General features: G+C 70.7%; 13 protein-coding genes and 1 pseudogene. 5 read left to right on the top strand and 9 right to left on the bottom strand.

What is annotated here, in order from left to right:
- From ACWCPY_RS07410 to ACWCPY_RS07395, 4 genes are all read right to left on the bottom strand, one after another.
- Complete coding sequence (locus ACWCPY_RS07410) at nt 1–930, bottom strand: branched-chain amino acid ABC transporter permease (RefSeq protein WP_072483127.1); 930 nt, start codon at nt 928–930, stop codon at nt 1–3.
- A gap of 101 nt (nt 931–1,031) precedes the next feature.
- A complete protein-coding gene (locus tag ACWCPY_RS07405; RefSeq protein ID WP_451263490.1) occupies nt 1,032–2,249 on the bottom strand; it encodes a branched-chain amino acid ABC transporter substrate-binding protein in 1,218 nt (405 codons plus the stop codon).
- A 671-nt stretch (nt 2,250–2,920) separates the two neighbouring features.
- The gene (locus tag ACWCPY_RS07400) at nt 2,921–3,391 is read right to left on the bottom strand and encodes a PaaI family thioesterase (protein WP_451263370.1); all 471 of its coding nucleotides are present in this window, start codon (nt 3,389–3,391) and stop codon (nt 2,921–2,923) included.
- A gap of 100 nt (nt 3,392–3,491) precedes the next feature.
- Nucleotides 3,492–5,768, bottom strand: a complete 2,277-nt coding sequence (locus ACWCPY_RS07395; RefSeq protein ID WP_451263369.1) for an FdhF/YdeP family oxidoreductase — start codon at nt 5,766–5,768, stop codon at nt 3,492–3,494.
- Between the two features lie 171 nt (nt 5,769–5,939).
- On the opposite strand from ACWCPY_RS07395, the gene polA reads away from it, so the two are divergent.
- Together polA and ACWCPY_RS07385 are read left to right on the top strand one after the other, a co-directional pair.
- Nucleotides 5,940–8,651, top strand: a complete 2,712-nt coding sequence (polA, locus tag ACWCPY_RS07390; protein ID WP_451263368.1) for a DNA polymerase I — start codon at nt 5,940–5,942, stop codon at nt 8,649–8,651.
- A gap of 32 nt (nt 8,652–8,683) precedes the next feature.
- A pseudogene (locus ACWCPY_RS07385) lies at nt 8,684–9,484 on the top strand (hypothetical protein); the annotation flags it as partial.
- 7 nt (nt 9,485–9,491) lie between these two features.
- On the opposite strand, the gene ACWCPY_RS07380 reads toward ACWCPY_RS07385, so the two are convergent.
- From ACWCPY_RS07380 to ACWCPY_RS07370, 3 genes are all read right to left on the bottom strand, one after another.
- The gene (locus tag ACWCPY_RS07380; RefSeq protein ID WP_451263367.1) at nt 9,492–10,625 is read right to left on the bottom strand and encodes an IS630 family transposase; all 1,134 of its coding nucleotides are present in this window, start codon (nt 10,623–10,625) and stop codon (nt 9,492–9,494) included.
- Nucleotides 10,626–10,710: 85 nt separating this feature from the next.
- Entirely contained in the window at nt 10,711–11,223 is a 513-nt protein-coding gene (locus ACWCPY_RS07375) for a DinB family protein (protein WP_451263365.1), read from the bottom strand.
- Nucleotides 11,224–11,310: 87 nt separating this feature from the next.
- On the bottom strand, nt 11,311–12,135 hold the full coding sequence (locus ACWCPY_RS07370) for a DUF4184 family protein (protein ID WP_451263364.1): 825 nt from the start codon (nt 12,133–12,135) through the stop codon (nt 11,311–11,313).
- A 187-nt stretch (nt 12,136–12,322) separates the two neighbouring features.
- Between ACWCPY_RS07370 and ACWCPY_RS07365 the strand changes: the two genes are divergently transcribed.
- The 3 genes from ACWCPY_RS07365 (at nt 12,323) to ACWCPY_RS07355 (ending at nt 15,333) form a co-directional block, all read left to right on the top strand.
- A complete protein-coding gene (locus ACWCPY_RS07365; RefSeq protein ID WP_451263363.1) occupies nt 12,323–13,999 on the top strand; it encodes a lytic transglycosylase domain-containing protein in 1,677 nt (558 codons plus the stop codon).
- Between the two features lie 143 nt (nt 14,000–14,142).
- A complete protein-coding gene (locus tag ACWCPY_RS07360; RefSeq protein WP_451263362.1) occupies nt 14,143–14,280 on the top strand; it encodes an SPW_0924 family protein in 138 nt (45 codons plus the stop codon).
- Between the two features lie 57 nt (nt 14,281–14,337).
- Nucleotides 14,338–15,333, top strand: coding sequence for a DUF3068 domain-containing protein (locus ACWCPY_RS07355; protein WP_451263361.1), 996 nt, complete (start codon nt 14,338–14,340; stop codon nt 15,331–15,333).
- Here ACWCPY_RS07355 and hrpB read toward each other — a convergent pair.
- Nucleotides 15,308–17,821: an ATP-dependent helicase HrpB gene (gene hrpB, locus ACWCPY_RS07350; RefSeq protein WP_451263360.1), complete on the bottom strand. Its 2,514-nt coding sequence runs from the start codon at nt 17,819–17,821 to the stop codon at nt 15,308–15,310. The two genes, ACWCPY_RS07355 and hrpB, sit on opposite strands and share 26 nt — an antisense overlap.
- A gap of 55 nt (nt 17,822–17,876) precedes the next feature.
- Nucleotides 17,877–18,701, bottom strand: coding sequence for a class I SAM-dependent methyltransferase (locus tag ACWCPY_RS07345; RefSeq protein ID WP_451263359.1), 825 nt, complete (start codon nt 18,699–18,701; stop codon nt 17,877–17,879).
- Between the last annotated feature and the right edge of the window lie 66 nt (nt 18,702–18,767).

Genomic DNA, 18,767 nt, shown 5'->3' with positions numbered 1-18,767 from the left:
TCACGCCCGATCCGCGACGCGTTCGCCGAGCAGGCCCTGGGGGCGCAGCAGCAGGACGATGATGAGGAGGACGAAGGCCCATACGTCCTTCCAGGCGCCGCCGCCGAAGAGGTCCATGCCGGGGACGTTGCTCATGTAGCCGGTGGCGAGGGATTCGGCGATGCCGAGTACGACGCCGCCGAGCATGGCGCCGTAGATGTTGCCGATGCCGCCGAGTACGGCTGCGGTGAAGGCCTTGAGGCCCATGATGAAGCCCATTTTGAAGCCGATCTGGCCGTTCTTGAGCCCGTAGGCGACGGCGGCGACGGCGGCGAACGCGGCACCGATGGCGAAGGCCATGACGATGATGCGGTCGGTGTTGATGCCCATGAGCTTGGCGGTGTCGGGGTCCTGGCTGGTGGCCTGCATGCCGCGGCCGGAGCGGGTCTTGGAGACGAAGAGCCCGAGGGCGATCATGCAGATGGGGGCCGTGATGAGGACGAAGAGGTCACCGCGTTGGATGTGGGCGCCGAAGATGTCGATCGCTTCGCCCTTGAACTGGGGGAAGGAGCGGTCCTTCTTGGCGTCGGGGTACCACTTCCAGATGGCCTGCTGGAGTGCGAGGGAGAGTCCGATCGCGGTGATCAGCGGGGCCAGTCGGGGGGCGTTGCGCAGGGGCCGGTAGGCGAAGCGTTCGGCGGCTGCGCTGACGGCGACGGAGCATATGACGCCGCCGATGATCATGAGGGGGATGATTGCGAGGAGGGAGACACCGGCCGGCATCCAGAGGTACACGGTGAGAGCTCCGAAGCCTCCGATCATGAAGATCTCGCCGTGGGCGAAGTTGATGAGCTGGATGATTCCGTAGACCATCGTGTAGCCGATCGCGATGAGTCCGTACATCGCGCCGAGGATGAGTCCATTGGCCAGCTGTTGCGGCAGTTCGTTCACCGCAGGGCCTCCGTGGAGTGGTTCGGATATGGCACCGCGCGGGGGCGCTGGTGGCGCTCCCGCGCGGTCTGGGGTGGGTCAGGCGTGGGCCCGGGAGCTTGTTACGGCTTGTAGGCCTCGCTGAGCTTGGAGGTCCACTTGCCGCCGTCGACCTGGTAGGCGGTCATCATGGTGTTGGTGGTGTCGCCGTATTCGTCGAAGGAGACGGGGCCGGTGACGCCGTCGAACTTGACCTTGGCCATGGCTGCGAGGACCTTGGTGCGGGCGTCGTCGCCGCTGGGGAGCTTGCCGCCGTTGTCGGCGACGGCGATCTTGACGGCTTCGATGATCGACCAGGTGGCGTCGTAGGTGCCGCCGCCGTAGGCCTCGTAGGCGTCCTTGTATCCGGCGGTCTTGTAGTCGGCGATGAACTTCTTGGCGGAGTCGAGTTCCTCGACGGGCTTGCCGACGGAGGTGGCGATGTCGCCCTGGGCCTTCTTGTTGAGCTTGATGAAGTCGGCGCTGTACATGCCGTCGCCGCCCATGAGGGGGATCTGGACGCTGTCCTTGAGCTGCTGGCTCAGGGGTGCGCCGGCGGGGTATTCGCCGCCGTAGTAGACGGCCTTGGCGCCGGACTTCTTGACCTTGGTGACGACGGCGTTGAAGTCGCGGTCGTCGGGGTTGACGTGGTCGGAGCCGACGATCTTGCCGCCGAGGGTGGTGAAGGTGTTCTTGAAGGAGGCGGCGAGACCGGCGCCGTAGGGCTTCTGGTCGTCGATGAGGTAGACCTGCTTGATCTTCGCGTTGTTGAAGAGGTACTTCGCTGCGAAGGCGCCCTGGATCTGGTCCGTGGTGGCGGTGCGGAAGTAGGTCTTGAAGGGGCGCTTCTTGTCGCCGGTCTTCCAGTTCTCGCCCTGGGTGAGCTCGGTGCCGGTGTTGGCGGGGGAGACCTGGGTGAGGTTGGCGTCGTTGAGCGGCTTCTGCATCGACTGGGAGACGCCGGAGTTCAGGGGGCCGACGACGCCGACGACGGTGTCGTCGTCGATGAACTTCTGGGCGTTCTGCTGGCCGACGGAGGGCTGTGCCTGGTCGTCGAGGGGCTTGACCTCGAATTTGATGCCGGGGACGGTGTTTTCCTTGTTGGCCGTCTTGGCGGCGAGGTCGGCGGAGTTCTTGATGCCGAGGCCGAGGGCGGACAGGTCGCCGGTGATGGGTGCGTCGACGCCGATGACGACGGTCTGGGTGCCGCCGCTGTCGCCGCCCTTCTTGCTGTCGTCGCGCGACCCGCAGGCGGTGAGGGTCAGTGCTCCGGTCGTGAGCACGGTGGTGAGTATGAGCAAAGAACGGTGTCGCACGAAAGGTCCTTTCCCTGGCGCGGCCTCCTCTGCTTGAGGTGCCGTGACGTTCGCCGGGCCGTACTGGGGTGGTACAGGGCCGTGCTTGCAGACGCGCCCGGCGGCGCGGTGACTGGCCGTGACTCTAGGCGCAGGTGCGGGCGTCGCGGGTGGGTCCGCCGCAGGATGTGACTGTCTTGTTATGCCGTTGAGCAAGGCTTGAGGTGGCTGTGCGGACATGTACGGCTTTTTACCGGACGGTGAAGTGACCGCATGCTGAGAACGCCCAGCTCTGCTAAGGGGCTTGAGCCGATCATGGTGCTGTCGCGCGAGGTGGGAGGGGGTGCGGTGCGCGAGGGCATGGCGAGGCGCCCGGCGGCTGCGGGGGCCGGGTCCGGGGGCTGCGTGGGGGCGTCCGCGGATCGGGTGCCGGTTACGCAGTGTCACATCGGCGGTGATGTGGTCGACGCGGTGTTGTGTGCGTGGAGTGCGGGGCCGGTGTGCGTGGGGTGCCGAGTGGGCCACACAACAGGATTGTGCGTCAAGGGAGTTGACGTATTCCTTTGCCAATTCCCGTTCATGGGTGCGTGGTTGTGGGTGGGTATGGAACTGCCCGGCCGGATTGTGTTCCGGCCGGGCAGTGGTTCCGCGGTGTGTTCGGTGTGCGTTCCGGCCCGTCAGGCGGTCCCGGGCCGGGGGGCGTCGCGGAGCATGCAGGTGAGGCGTGCGGTGCAGACCCGCTTGTCCTGCTCGTCGGTGATGGTGATCTCGTACGTGGCGGTGGAGCGGCCGCGGTGTACGGGGGTGGCGACGCCGGTGACGAGTCCGCTGCGTACGCCGCGGTGGTGGGTGCAGTTCAGGTCGACGCCGACGGCGAGCTTGGTGGCGCCGCCGTGGAGCATGGAGCCGATGGAGCCGAGGGTCTCGGCGAGGACGGCGGAGGCGCCGCCGTGGAGGAGCCCGTAGGGCTGGGTGTTGCCCTCGACGGGCATGGTGCCGACGACGCGGTCCGCGGAGGCTTCGACGATGGTGACGCCCATGCGTTCGCCGAGGTGGCCGGCGGAGAAGAGCGCGGGCAGGTCGACGCCGAGTGCGGCGTACTCGTCGATGATCTCCTGGGGGAACTTGGGTGCGGTGTGCTCGCCCATGGGCCGGCTCCGATCGTCTGCGTGGTTCACGGCTTCGATGCCGTGTGCATCGTTCTTATCAGACGACTGAGCGGACGCTTAGGGCGTCCCGTCCGGTCGGTCACGCGGTGGTGTTCTCGAAACGGATGACGACGGACTTGCTGGCCGGGGTGTTGCTGGTGTCGGCGGTGGAGTCGAGGGGGACCAGCACATTGGTCTCCGGGTAGTAGGCGGCGGCGCAGCCCCGGGCGGTCGGGTAGTGCACGACGCGGAAGCCGGGGGCGCGGCGCTCCACGCCGTCCTTCCATTCGCCGACGAGGTCGGTGCGGGCGCCGTCGGGGAGGCGGAGGGTGCGGGCGTCGTCGGGGTTGACCAGGACGACGCGGCGGCCGCCCTTGATGCCGCGGTAGCGGTCGTCGAGGCCGTAGATGGTGGTGTTGTACTGGTCGTGGGAGCGCAGGGTCTGCAACAGCAGCCTGCCCTCGGGGAGTTCGGGGTACTCGACCGGTGCGGCGGTGAAGTTGGCCTTGCCGGTCGCGGTGGGGAAGCGGCGCTCGTCGCGGGGGGCGTGCGGGAGGGTGAAGCCGTCGGGGTGTGCGACGCGGGCGTTGAAGTCCTCGAAGCCGGGGACGACGCGGGAGATGCGGTCGCGGATCGTCGCGTAGTCCTTCTCGAACTCCTCCCAGGGGGTGGCCGATGCGGGGCCGAGTACGGCGCGGGCGAGGCGGGCGACGATGGCGGGTTCGGAGAGCAGGTGGGGGCTTGCGGGGGTGAGGTTGCCGCGTGAGGCGTGGACCATGCTCATGGAGTCCTCGACGGTGACGAACTGCTTGCCGCCGGCCTGGATGTCCTTGTCGGTGCGGCCCAGCGTCGGCAGGATCAGTGCGCGGGTGCCGGTCACGGCGTGCGAGCGGTTGACCTTGGTGGAGACGTGGACGGTGAGGCGGGCGCGCCGCATCGCGGCCTCGGTGACGTCGGTGTCGGGGGTGGCCGCGACGAAGTTGCCGCCCATGGCGAAGAAGACCTTGGCGTCGCCGTCGCGCAGGGCCCGGATGGAGCGGACGACGTCGTAGCCGTGGTGGCGCGGTGAGGTGATGCCGAATTCCTGGTCGAGGGCGTCGAGGAAGGCGGGGGCGGGGCGTTCGAAGATGCCCATCGTGCGGTCGCCCTGCACGTTGGAGTGGCCCCGGACGGGGCAGACTCCGGCGCCGGGGCGGCCGATGTTGCCGCGCAGCAGCAGGAAGTTCACGACTTCGCGGATGGTCGGTACGGAGTGCTTGTGCTGGGTGAGGCCCATGGCCCAGCAGACGACGGTGCGCTTCGAGGCGAGGACCATGGTGAGGGCCTGCTCGATGGCGGTGCGGTCGAGGCCGGTGGCGGTGAGGGTCTGTTCCCAGTCGGCCTCGCGGGCGGCCCGGGCGAATTCCTCGTAGCCGTGGGTGTGTTCCTGTACGAAGGTCTCGTCGACGGCGCCTTCGGTCTCCAGGATCATTTTGTTCAGGAGCCGGAAGAGGGCCTGGTCGCCGCCGATCCGGATCTGGAGGAAGAGGTCGTTGAGCGCGGCGCCCTTGATCATGCCGAGGGGGGTCTGGGGGTTCTTGAAGCGTTCCAGGCCGGCTTCGGGGAGCGGATTCACCGAAATGATCTTCGCGCCGGCCGATTTGGCCTTCTCCAGGGCGGAGAGCATCCGGGGATGGTTCGTGCCGGGGTTCTGTCCGGCGACGATGATCAGGTCCGCCCGGTGGAGGTCTTCGAGGGAGACGCTGCCCTTGCCGATGCCGATGGTCTCCGTCAGTGCCGAGCCGGAGGACTCGTGGCACATGTTGGAACAGTCGGGGAGGTTGTTGGTGCCGAATTCGCGGGCGAACAGCTGGAGGAGGAACGCGGCCTCGTTGCTGGTGCGGCCCGAGGTGTAGAAGAGGGCCTCGTCGGGGGAGGCGAGGGCGTTGAGTTCCTCGGCGATGACGGCGAAGGCGCGTTCCCAGCTCACCGCCTCGTACCGGTCGGCGCCCTCGGGGAGGTACATCGGCTGGGTGATGCGGCCCTGCTGGCCCAGCCAGTACCCGCTGCGGGTGGCGAGGTCGGCGACGGGGTGCGCGGCGAAGAAGTCGGGGGTGACCCGGCGCAGCGTCGCTTCCTCGGCGACGGCCTTGGCGCCGTTCTCGCAGAACTCGGCCGTGTGCCGCTCGTCGCCCTCGGGCCAGGCGCAGCCGGGGCAGTCGAAGCCGTTCTTCTGGTTGACCTTGAGGAGGGTCTGCGCGGTGCGCCGCACGCCCATCTGCTGCTGGGCGATGAGCAGGCTGCGGGCGACGGCGGGGAGGCCGGCGGCGGCGTGCTGTGCCGGCTCGACCCGCGGTGCGTCCTGGACCGGATCTCCGGTGGGCGGCTTGGTGGCCATTGCGTGCTCCCCTTCGAGCCGACTGCGAAGCCGTGCGGTGCGCGGTGTGCGTCGAGGCTGTCCGTGTTCCTCTTCCGATCCTGTCACGCGGTGCCGGGGAGCGGCACGGACGGGGAGGGCGGCCAGCGGGGCCGGTCGGGATTGTCGGTGGTCCGTGGCAGGATCGGGGGCGTGGCTGAGACGGCATCGAAGAAGACGGCAGACAACCGACCGCGCCTGCTCCTGATGGACGGGCACTCCCTGGCGTACCGGGCGTTCTTTGCGCTGCCTGCGGAGAATTTCACGACAGGGTCGGGACAGCCGACGAACGCGGTGTACGGCTTCGCGTCGATGCTCGCGAACACGCTGCGTGATGAGGCGCCGACGCATTTCGCGGTCGCGTTCGACGTCTCGCGCAAGACCTGGCGCTCGCAGGAGTTCCCGGAGTACAAGGCGAACCGCTCGAAGACCCCGGACGAGTTCAAGGGGCAGGTCGAGCTGATCGGCGAGCTGCTGGACGCGATGCACGCGGACCGTTTCGCGGTCGACGGCTTCGAGGCGGACGATGTCATCGCCACGCTGGCCACGCAGGCCGAGGCGGCCGGTTTCGAGGTGCTGATCGTCACCGGTGACCGGGATTCGTTCCAGCTGATCACGGAAAACGTCACCGTGCTGTACCCGACCAAGGGCGTTTCGGAGCTGACGCGCTTCACCCCGGCGAAGGTCGAGGAGAAGTACGGGCTCACGCCGCAGCAGTACCCCGATTTCGCGGCGCTGCGCGGTGACCCGTCGGACAACCTGCCGGGCATCCCCGGTGTGGGTGAGAAGACCGCCGCGAAGTGGATCAATCAGTTCGGTTCGTTCGACGAGCTGGTCGAGCGCGCCGAGGAGGTCAAGGGCAAGGCCGGGCAGAATTTCCGGGACCACCTGGACGCGGTGCGGCTGAACCGGCGGCTGACCGAGATGGTCCGTGACGTGGAGCTGCCGAAGACCCCGCAGGACCTGGAGCGCGCACCGTACGACCGCACCGCGGTGACGGGTGTGCTGGATGTCCTGGAGATCCGTAATCCGAGCCTGCGCGAGCGGCTGCTGGCCGTGGACCCGGGCGCGGCCGAGGGCGAGGCCCCGGCGCCCGCCGCGGGCGTCGAGCTGGACGGCGTGGTGCTGGGCGCGGGTGAGCTCGCGCCCTGGCTCGCCGAGCACGGGAAGCAGCCGCTCGGTGTGGCCACGGTCGACACCTGGGCGGTGGGCAGCGGCGCGGTCACCGAGATCGCGCTGGCCGCGGCGGACGGCGCGGCGGCCTGGTTCGACCCGGCCCTGCTCGACGGGGGTGACGAGCAGGCGTTCGCCGCCTGGATCGCCGACGCGGACCGGCCCAAGGTCATGCACAACGCGAAGAGCGCGATGCGGGTCTTCCCCGAGCACGGCTGGCAGGTCGGCGGCGTCACGATGGACACCGCGCTGGCCGCGTATCTGGTCAAGCCCGGCCGTCGTTCCTTCGCGCTGGACGCGCTGGCGGTGGAGTACCTGGGCCGTGAGCTGGCCCCCGCCGCGGCGTCCGACGGGCAGCTGGCCTTCGGCGCGGACGACCAGGCCGAGGCCGAGTCCCTGATGGCGCAGGCCCGGGCGGTCCTGGACCTGGGCGACGCGTTCACCACCCGGCTCGCGGAGGTCGGTGCGGCGGAGCTGCTGCATGACATGGAGCTGCCGACGTCCGCGCTGCTGGCCCGTCTGGAGCGGCACGGCATCGCCGCCGACCGGGCTCACCTGGAAGGCATGGAGCAGCAGTTCGCCGGTGCGGTGCAGCAGGCGGTGAAGGAGGCGCACGCCGCGGTCGGGCGTGAGTTCAACCTCGGTTCGCCCAAGCAGCTCCAGGAGGTCCTCTTCGGCGAGCTGGGCCTGCCGAAGACGAAGAAGACGAAGACCGGGTACACCACGGACGCCGACGCGCTGGCCTGGCTCGCCGCGCAGACCGAGCACGAGCTGCCGGTGATCATGCTGCGCCACCGTGAGCAGGCCAAGCTGCGGGTCACGGTCGAGGGCCTGATCAAGACGATCGCGGCGGACGGCCGTATCCACACCACGTTCAACCAGACGGTGGCGGCGACGGGCCGGCTGTCCTCCACCGACCCCAACCTGCAGAACATCCCGGTCCGTACGGACGAGGGCCGGGCCATCCGCCGCGGCTTCGTCGTCGGCGAGGGTTTCGAGACGCTGATGACGGCCGACTACAGCCAGATCGAGCTGCGGGTGATGGCGCACCTCTCGGAGGACGCGGGCCTGATCGAGGCGTTCACCTCCGGCGAGGACCTGCACACGACGGTCGCCTCGCAGGTCTTCGGCGTCGACAAGTCGGCCGTCGACCCGGAGATGCGCCGCAAGATCAAGGCCATGAGCTACGGACTGGCGTACGGGCTCTCCGCGTTCGGTCTCTCCCAGCAGCTGAACATCGAGGCGGGCGAGGCGCGCGGTCTGATGGACACCTACTTCGAGCGGTTCGGCGGAGTGCGTGACTATTTGCACCGGGTGGTCGAGGAGGCCAGGGCCACGGGATACACGGAGACGGTCTTCGGCCGCCGCCGTTACCTCCCCGACCTCAACAGCGACAACCGCCAGCGCCGCGAGATGGCCGAGCGGATGGCGCTCAACGCACCGATCCAGGGCACGGCCGCGGACATCGTCAAGGTCGCCATGCTCCAGGTCGACCGGGCGCTGACCGGGGCGAAGCTGAAGTCCCGGATGCTGCTCCAGGTCCATGACGAAATCGTGCTGGAGATCGCCGGGGGCGAGCGGGCCCAGGTGGAGGAGATCCTGCGCCACGAGATGTCCACGGCCGTGCAGTTGCGCGCCCCGCTGGATGTCTCGGTGGGCGTCGGTGCGGACTGGGAGTCCGCGGCGCACTGACCTGCCGAAGGCGCCGGACGGGCCGGGGGAACAGCGCGCCCCGGGCCCGTCCGGGACCGCGGCGTGCTCATGCGATCATTCGGGCGGCTCTCGCCGAACCCTTCCGGGGTTCGCCCGCCGCCCGCTGGGCCGACGGAGCGGCAGGGATCACGGTGCCACCGGCCGGAGCGACCGGCTGGATGGACGCCGCCCAGGTCGAGCGGGCACTGCGGCAGAGCCGGGACTTCCTGGTGGCCTCGGGGCTCGACTCCCGTGTGCTGCGCGGTGAGCGGCCCACGAAGGCGATCTCGCTGCTGAACCCGCATCAGAAGGACGTCCAGGAGTATCTCCGTACAGCCCTGTCGTCGGCGGCGCCCACGGACAGGACCGACCCACTGTTGTTGTTCAGCCGTTTCCGGCCGGAGCAGTCCCGGCTGGTCGGTGACGTGGTCAAGACACGTGGCCGGCTCACGTACCGGGAGGGGAAACAGGGGGCGGTCGAGGTGACGGCGGACGTCACCTTCGTGTACCCGGTCACCCCGGCGGGCGACGGCGGGCGGGACGCCGAGGTCGTCCGTACGATCGTGCGGCGCGAGGTGGTGATGAGCTGGGACGACCCGGCCGAGATCATCACCGAACCGGGCACGATGTCCCTCGTCTCGTACGCGCTCGACATGGTCAACGGCGGCTGCTCCGACCCGACCGGCTATTTCGTGCCGCCTTTCGGCACGGCCGACGAGCAGCCCGCCGACGGGGCCCGCCGGGTCGATCCGTACGACCGCAGCAAGCCGATCGGCACGAGCAACGGGACGACGGCCACGGGCGACAGCTGCGCGACCGCCACCCGCCCCTAGTGCCGCATCAGGCAACGTTCGCCCTGTTGACCACCTCGCGGAGCCGTTCGTCGGCGGCGTGCTTGTTCCGCCAGATGATGTAGCGGCGGATCAGGCTGCCCTGTTCCTTGTGGCTAGGGTGGTCGGTGCCGTCCAGTGCGAAGTAGCGCAGGGCGGTGAACTGGGCCTCAATACGGTTCAGCCAGGAGTTGTTGGTCGGTGTGTAAGCGAATTCGACGTTGTTGGCTGCGGCCCAGTCACCGACCCGGGAGTCCTTCTTCGTGGTCAGATGCGGGGAGAAGTTGTCGAGCACGATCGCGATACGGACCGTGGGCGGGTTGAGGCTGCGCAGGGAGCGGCAGAACTCCAGGAACCTGGTCCGGTTCTTCCTCGGCTTGATGTGGCCGTAGAGCCTGTCCTTGCCGAGGTCGTAGGCGGAGAACAGATGCCGTACCCCGTGCGGGCGGGTGTAGGTCGCCCGCCGGCGGGGCCGGGGCTCCCGCTCGGGGTCTTTGTGTCTGCCGCCGCGTTCGGCCCATTGCCGGCCGGGGTGGGGCTGGAGGTTGAGCGGACCGAACTCGTCCGTACAGAAGATGACTTCAGGCTCGTCTTCGTCGGGTATGACTTGGCCGTCGGTGATCGCGTAGAGGTGCTCGATGCGGGCCTTCTTGGCCGCGTAGTCGGGTTCGCGGGAGCTCTTCCAGGTCTTTACGCGTTGAAAGGAGACGCCCTCCTCGCGGAGCATGACCCGCAGGCCCTCGTGGCTGATGTCGTCGACCACCCCCTCGGCGACCAGGAAGTCGCCCAGTTTGGCCAGGCTCCAGGTCGAGAACGGCAGGCCGTGCTCGGCCGGTTTCGACTTGGCGATCTTCTTGATCTCCCGGCGTTCCGGGAGGGTGAAGGTCTTCGGCCGGCCGCCCTTGTACTTGGGATAGAGCGAGTCGAAGCCATCGGCGTTGAATTTGTGCAGCACGTCGCGGACCCGGTCGGCGCTGGTGAACGTGACCTCGGCGATCTTCGCCACGTCCATGCGCTGCGCGGATAGCAGCACCATCTGGGCCCGGCGCCAGGTCACCACCGACCCGGTGCCTCTGCGGATGATCCGCAGTAGCCGCCGGCCCTCGTCGTCATCGATCTCGCGCACGCGCACACGTTCAGCCACCTGGGCACCCTGGCACGACGCGCCGCCCGGTACGGAACCCGGCGGTGCGTCACTCACAGTAGGGCGGGCGCGACCTGATCTGGTGTCATACGCCAGTGGTACCGTCGACGCGCTCCCGGACCAGGTCGGCGTGGCCGTTATGACGGGAGTACTCCTCGATCATGTGGACGTAGATCCAGCGGAGGCTGACGTCCTGCTCCATGAAGCGGCCAGTGTCGGTCAGAGCGCGGCCGGCGCAGTGCTCGCGGGCGCGGGCGATCTCCGCTTGCCAGGTGGTGAGAGCGTCGCGCAGGGTGGCGCCCTCGGCCAGTTCGAATCCGCCGTCGGGAGCATTCGGATCGGCCTGCGGGTCGTAGATGGGCGGGGCCTGTTCTCCGGCGAACACCCGGCGGAACCAGTTCCGCTCCACCTCCGCCATGTGCTGGACGAGGCCGGTCAGCGTGAAGCCGGACGGCGGCACGGACGCAACGGCGGCCTGCTCATCGTTCAGGCCCTCGCACTTCATGGCGAGGGTGGTGCGGTGAAAGTCGAGCCAGCTCTCAAGCGTGGTGCGCTCGTTGGCGTTCAGGGGCGGCATAGGGCGTTCGATGGCGTTCACCGGTCGATTATCGCCAGCGGCCGAAGCCGTCGACAGTCAGGGCTGCACAACAGAGCGAAGGGCGAACGTTGCCTGATGCGGCACTAGCTACGCCCGTCCGGCGACCGCCGGCGCGGCTGTGCGCCGTCGCCGCAGCCGCATCCACGCCCCGTACAGCACCAGACCCACCGCCAGCCCCGCCCCGGCGCCGAAGCAGGCGGTCGGGATGATGTCCAGCGGGGTGTCGATGTGCCCGAAGTACGCGTACCAGCGTGCGCACCGGTGGGCGACACCGAGCAGTACGCAGACGCTCAGCAGCACCCCCGCCGACCGACGCGCCCGGCGGTTCAGCACCGGCACGGACGGCGGGGCCGGGCGCGCCCCGGTCCGCCGCAGCCCCGACGCCGTGAACCAGGCGAGCACGGCCAGGGCCACCGCCGAACTGCCGTACTGCACCAGCTGGAACACCGGAAGTCCGCCGAAGCTCCCGTCGAGCAGCGGCACCAGGCGCACACCCCATCGGTCGTGATGGGTGAAGGCGTCCCAGACGACATGGGTGGCGGCCCCGATCACCGCCGACAGCACGAACCCGGCGGCCTCCCGGACGCCCCGCGCGCCGGGCCGCCCCCGCAGGAACGCGTGCACCCGCCCCTGCCAGGCCCTTGGCAGCAGTGCCACCAGCGGTTCGCGCAGCAGCAGCCACAACGCCACCACGGCCGCGGTGATCAGCACGTCGACCGTGAACACGCCCCACACCGAGTGGGTGACCCGCCCGAACTCCATGGCGCCGGGAACCGCGGTGTCCGCGTAGTACGTCATGTCGGGGGCGAACGATCCCGCGACGAGGGCCGAGGCGAACAGCGGCCCGCGCGCCGTCCCGTTCCGCCGCATCCCGGGGAGAACGGCGGCGGCATGACTCAGTGTGAACGGCATGGCGGCAAGTATGGGCGAGCCGTCGTCGCCCGCCCGACCACCGCCGTACAACTTGCCGTCCGGAACGTGAAAAAGAGGTAAGAACCGGTCAGTGCACAGTGTCCCGGCGGCACAAGTTGCCGTAGGGTCGCCTGAGTCCTGCTGCTGGGGAGCGCGGACAGTCGTCGAAGGGGAGGGGCCAGAGGTTATGGCAGCGCAATTCGGTCGCCGACTTCGCAAGGGGGCGACCACCACCGCTGTGGCCGCCGTCGCCGTGGCGGCACTCTCCGCATCGGGGGCCCCCGGTGCCACACTCGTCACCGACAGCGGCGACCAGCAGTCCACCGGGACGACCCCCGCGCCCGACGACAGCGCGGCCACCGGCAACTCGCCGTACTACACGGATCTGCCCCCGCTGAACACCCCCAACAAGCCCGGCACCACCACGAATCTGCCCGTCACCGGCAGCGCGGAATCCGGCATCCCGGCCTCGATCCTGGCCGCGTACAAGAAGGCCGAGCAGACCGTCGCCGACACCGACGCCGCCTGCCGGCTGCCCTGGCAGCTGCTCGCCGCGATCGGCAAGGTCGAGTCCGGCCAGGCCCGCGGCGGCAGGGTCGACGCGAACGGCACCACGTTCTCGCCGATCCTCGGTCCGGTCCTCGACGGCCGGGGCTTCGCGATGATCAAGGACACCGACAACGGGGCGTACGACGGGGACTCGACCCACGACCGCGCCGTCGGCCCGATGCAGTTCATCCCGTCCACCTGGGCGACCTGGGGTCAGGACGGCAACGGCGACGGCCGCAAGGACCCCAACAACATCTACGACGCGGCGCTCGCCGCCGGACGCTACCTCTGCGCCGGCTCCCGCGATCTGTCCCTCGCCGCGGACCTCGACCGGGCGGTCCTGAGCTACAACCACTCGGACGCCTATCTGCGCACCGTCCGCTCGTGGTTCGACTACTACAACCGCGGCGCCCACGAGATCCCCGACGGAACCGGCGCCGTGCCGCCCGGCCTCGGCGGAGGTACGGACCACGGCTCCGGCAGCCCGAGCCCGTCCCCCTCGCCGTCCGGGACGCCCAAGCCGAAGCCCGAGCCGAGCCCGGACCCGACGAAGCCGGGTGACGGCGGATCGACCGGCCCGACCACGCCGACGACCCCGCCGACGACCCCGCCGGCCCAGACCCTCGCGGGCGTGGAGAACGCCGGTACCGGCACGCTGACCGCCACCGCGGGCGACGCCTTCGCCGAGCGGATCAAGGTGCGGGCCAGGAACAGCCTCGGCGGCCCGCTCGCCAAGGTGTCCGTGACGTTCACCATCGCCGGTGACACCGACGCCGCCTTCGACGGCGGGAAGACCGCCGTCACCCTCCCCACCGCGGCCGACGGCACGGTCACCGCCCCGGTGCTCAAGGCGGGCGAGAAGGCCGGGAAGTTCACGGTGCGGGCCACCGCCACCGGCCGCTCGCTGCCCGCCGTCACCTATACCGCGACCGTCACCGCCCGCCAGGCCGACGCGATCGCCAGGACCGACGACAAGGCACTGACCGCGGCGCCCGGCACCGAGTTCGCCGACACCGTCGAGGTCAAGGCCACCTACAAGGGTGCGCTCGCGGCCGGTGTCGCCGTCACCGCCACCATGATCACCGACGCCGAGGAGCCGGCCGAGAACGACAAGGGCCCCTACTTCAAGGACGCCGACGACAGGCCGGTCCGCACCCTCACCGAGCTGAGGACCGGCGCCGACGGCACCCTGAAGCTGCCCGAGATCTACGCCGACGACAACGCGGGCACCTACAAGCTGCGCCTCACCACCGAGGGCGGCGCCACCATCGTCATCGAGCTGAAGGTCGAGGCCCCCGAGGCACCCGCCGTCTGACCCCGCCCGGCCGCACGAAACAGCAGCCCCTCCGCCACCACCCGGCAGAGGGGCTGTTCTACGTGTTCTCATCTCGCGCCCGCGTTGCTACGGTGCCCCAACCCTGACGACCCATCAGATCCATGCTCTCCGGGAGGACCGGCATGCGTGCTCTCGTCGCCGCCGCCATCGGGCTGGCCGCAGCCCTCGCGCTCGTCCTCACCATCAGCGCGATCGGCGCCCCGCCGGGAGAGACCTCGCCCAAACCCCTGCTGACCACCATCCCGGGCCCCAAGGACTAGTGCCCCTGAGGCACTGACCACCGCAAGAAGCAACCGAAGCCGAGGGAGGACACCACCATGCGCCGCCGAGCCAGCCTCGTACTCCTGGCGTTCGCCGTCTTCTTCGCCGCCATGTCGCCACTGCTGCGCTGGTACGCCTTCCCCAGGCTGGCGAAGATCCCGCCCAGCCAGTACCAGGAGACGGTGCTGGAGGCGAAGCCCGCCACCCTCCTCGACTACAACGACAACATGAAGGTGAAGAAGGTCCCCAAGGTCACCATCGTGCAGACCCTCAAGGGCAACGTCGAGGAGTCCGAGAGGATCGAACGCAGCGCCGGCCGCGACGTCGTCGTCTGGGACGCCCTCAGCTTCGTGGCCGGCCCGGACGGCAAGATGGTCTCCGAGATCCCCGAGCGCTACATCTTCGACGCCCACAGCCAGGCCCCCGTCCACGCCACCGGCGAATCCGTCGACGGCGACCCGGTCCGGCGCGAGGGCATCGAGTTCAAGTGGCCCTTCCTCACCGAGAAACGCGACTACGAGTACTTCGACGCCCAGGCCCGCACCAGCTCGCCCATCCACTACAAGGGCACCCGCACCTTCCACGGCATGGACGTCTACTACTTCGAGCAGACCATCCCGTGGACCAAGGTCCCGATGCCGAAGAAGATGCCGATCAAGGGCGTCACCCCGGAACAGATCGCGAAGACGGGCATGACCCGCTGGTACACCACCAAGCGGATGTTCTGGGTGGACCCGGTCACCGGAGCACCGGTCAACGGCGAGGAGATCCACAAGGAGGAGCTGCGCAACGCCAGGAAGATGGGAATGCCGCAGGACACCATGACCGTCTTCGCCGGGCACGTGAAGATGCGCCCGGACTACGTGGAATCGATCGTCGACCTGGTCAAGTCCCAGCGCCTGCTGGTCCTGCTGCTCACCTCGTACCTGCCGTGGGGCTTCCTGGTACTCGGCGCCGGACTGCTCGCGCTCGCCCTGTGGCTGGAGGCCCGCTCCCGCCGCCCGGACGGGACACCGGACCCCGCCCCTACTCCTGCCCCTGCTCCCGCTTGAGCCGCGCCTTCGTGAACCGGGTCGCCTCCACGGTCGTCGGATCCTCCGGCCACGGATGCTTCGGGTAGCGGCCACGCAGCTCCGCCCGCACGGCCCGGTAGCCGTCCCGCCAGAACGACGCCAGATCGGCGGTGACGGCCGCGGGCCGGCCGGCCGGGGAGAGGAGATGGACCAGGACCGGCACCCCGGCGACCCTCGGGGTCTCCCGCAGGCCGAACAGCTCCTGGAGCTTCACCGCCAGTACCGGCTGCGCCCCGCCGTACTCCACCCTGATACGGGAGCCGCTCGGCACCTCGATCCGCTCCGGCGCCAGCTCGTCCAGCCGCACCGCCTCGCCCGTCGCCCACGGCAGCAGCCGCCGCAGCGCCTGCCCGGCGTCGATCCGCGCCAGATCGGAGCGCCGCCGGGCCCGTGACAGCTCGGGCTCCAGCCACTGCTCGGTACGCTCCAGCAGCGCGTCCTGCGACACATCCGGCCACGGCGCGCCCAGCTCACGGTGGAGAAAGGCGAGCCGCTCCCGCAACTGCTCGCTCTCCCGCGTCCAGCGCAGCAGCCCGAGCCCTTCCCGCCGCAGCCCCTCGACCAGCGCCTCGCGCACCGGCCCCGGCGCCGGCTGCTTCAGCGGACGCGCCGACAGCTCGACGGCGCCCAGCCGCTCCACCCGGCGGGCCACCACGTCGCCGCCGGACCAGTGGACCTCCTCGCCCGCGAACCGCAGATGCCCGGCGGCCGCCCGTGCCGTGTCCTCGTCGATGACGGCCGCGAGCCGCACCCGCGCGGACGCCGCGTGCGCGGGCCGGTCGGCGACCGCGACCGCCAGCCAGGGCGCACTGCGCAGCCCCGAACCGTCCCGCAGCTCCGCGCCCGTCCCCGACGCCATCAGGAACACCCCCTCGCCCCGGGCCCGCGCCACCCGCTCCGGGAACGCCAGCGCGGCCACCAGGCCGACGGCCGCGTCGTCCGCACCGGACCCCCCGGCCACCTCCCGCACCGACGAGGACAGCCGCCGCACCTCCTGCCGCCAGCGCGCCGCGTACCCGTCCCCGCCCCGCCGTGCGGTGCGCAGCGCGGCCGACAGATCGTCCCCGTACTCCCGCGGCGGCTCCTCGCTCAGCAGCGCCACCACCTCGGCCGCCCGCCGCCCGCCCACCTCGGCGGCGCCGTCCAGCAGCGCGCGCGCCAGCCGGGGATGCAGCCCGAGACGGGACATCCGTACGCCCCGGTCGGTCACCCGTCCGTCCGCGTCCACCGCGCCGACCGCCGTCAGCACCTCGCGCGCCGCACCCATCGCACCCGCCGGCGGCGGGTCGAGCAGCGCCAGCCCGGAGGCGTCCGGGTCGCCCCAGCACGCCGCCTGCAGGGCGAACGCCGCCAGGTCGGCGACCTTGATCTCCGGGGACGGGAACCGGGCGAGCCGCCCGTCCTCCGCCCGGGCCCAGCACCGGTACACCGCCCCGGGCGCCTCCCGCCCGGCCCGGCCCGCCCGCTGCCTCCCCGCCGCCTGCGAGGCCCGTACCGTCGTCAGCGCGCTCAGTCCCCGGGCGTGATCGGTGCGCGGCTCCCTGGCCAGCCCCGAGTCGACCACGACCCGCACCCCGGGCACCGTGAGGGACGACTCCGCCACCGAGGTCGCCAGCACCACCCGCCGCCCCTCGCCGGACGACCCGGCCAGCACCGCGTCCTGCACCGCCGCCGGAGCCCGCCCGTGCACCTGGAGCACCTCGGCGGCCACCCCGGCCAGCTGCCCCGCCACCCGGCCGATCTCGCCGACACCCGGCAGGAAGCACAGCACGTCGCCGTCCCGCTCCGCGAGCGCCCGGCGCACCGTCGCGGCGACATGCGTCAGCAGCGCCGGATCGACCCTCATCCCGTGCGGCGGCCGCACCGGGGCGGCCGGCGGCGCCCAGACCACCTCCACCGGATGCGAGACACCCTGCGCCTCGACCACCGGGGCGTCGCCCAGCAGCCGTGCCCAGCCCTGCGCGTCGGTCGTCGCGGACGCGGCGACCAGCCGCAGATCGGGCCGGATCGCCTCCCGCACATCGAGCAGGAACGCGGCGACGGTGTCCGCGTCCAGGTGCCGCTCGTGGCACTCGTCGATGATCACCGCGTCGACCCCGGCCAGCTCCTGGTCGCGCTGGAGCCGCTGGAGCAGCACACCGGTGGTCACCACCTCCACCACCGTGTCGCGCCCCACCACCCGCTCCCCGCGGACCGTGAACCCCACCCGGCCGCCGGCCTGCTCCCCGATGAGCCACGCCATCCGCCGCGCCGCCGCCCGCGCGGCGATCCGCCGCGGCTCGGCCACCACCACCCTGCGCACCGGGCCGCCCCCGGCCAGACCGGCCAGGACCAGCGGTACGAGTGTCGTCTTGCCGGTGCCGGGCGGCGCGCACAGCACCGCCACGCCGCGGTCGTCGAGCGCCCGCTCCAGGGCGGGCACAGCGGTGCGTACGGGCAACTGGTCCAGGGCGTCGGTACGGATCACGCCCCCAGTCTCGTACGGCGCGCGCCCGCTCCCGTACCCCGGTGGCGGTACGGGATCAGTCCCGTTCGCAGACGAAGATCGCCGTGCCGGGGATGAGGTTGCCGCGCAGCGGGGACCAGCCGCCCCACTCCTGGTGGTTCCAGGCGGGCCACTCCGGTTCGACGAGGTCGACCAGCCGGAAGCCGCCGGCCACCACGTCCCGCACCCGGTCGCCCAGGGTGCGGTGGTGCTCGACGTACACGGCGTCGCCCCGCTCGTCCTGTTCGACATAGGGAGTGCGGTCGAAGTAGGAGGCCGCGACCGAGAGGCCCTCCGGCCCCGGCTCGTCCGGGAACGCCCAGCGGACCGGGTGCGTCACCGAGAAGACCCAGCGGCCCCCGGGGCGCAGCACCCGGTGCACCTCGCGGAAGACCTGCACGGGGTCGGCGACGAAGGGCACCGCGCCGTAGGCGGAGCACGCCAGGTCGAAGGAGCCGTCCCGGAACGGCAGCACCCCGGCGTCCGCCTCCACCAGCCGGACCGCCGGCGCATCGCTGCCGCCGATCCGCAGCGCGTGCTGCAACTGGCGGTGCGAGAGGTCCAGGGCCACCGGACGGGCGCCCTGCGCGGCGAGCCAGCGCGAGCACTGCGCGGCGCCCGCACCGATCTCCAGGACGTCCAGGCCGCGCAGCGACGCGGCGGGACCCAGCAGAGCGGCCTCCGCCTCGTCGAGCCCTTCGGGCCCCCAGACGAAACGGTCGTCGCCGAGGAAGGCGCCGTGGTCGCTCTGGTACTCGTCGGCGTTCCGGTCCCACCAGCCGCGACTGGCCCGGCTGCTCTCGGCCTCCGACGCCTCGCGACGGGTCGCTTCCGGTTCGGCCGCGTAGATCTCTTGGCTCATCGTGTCCGTCGTTGTAGTTTGCCCGTACCCCGCCGCACGCGGTATGCGGCTCGGGGCACCTGTGAG

Source organism: Streptomyces sp. NPDC002403 (assembly GCF_053593015.1).
The sequence above is the reverse complement of the archived record's forward strand: the minus strand, read 5'-3'. Positions and strand labels throughout refer to the sequence as shown.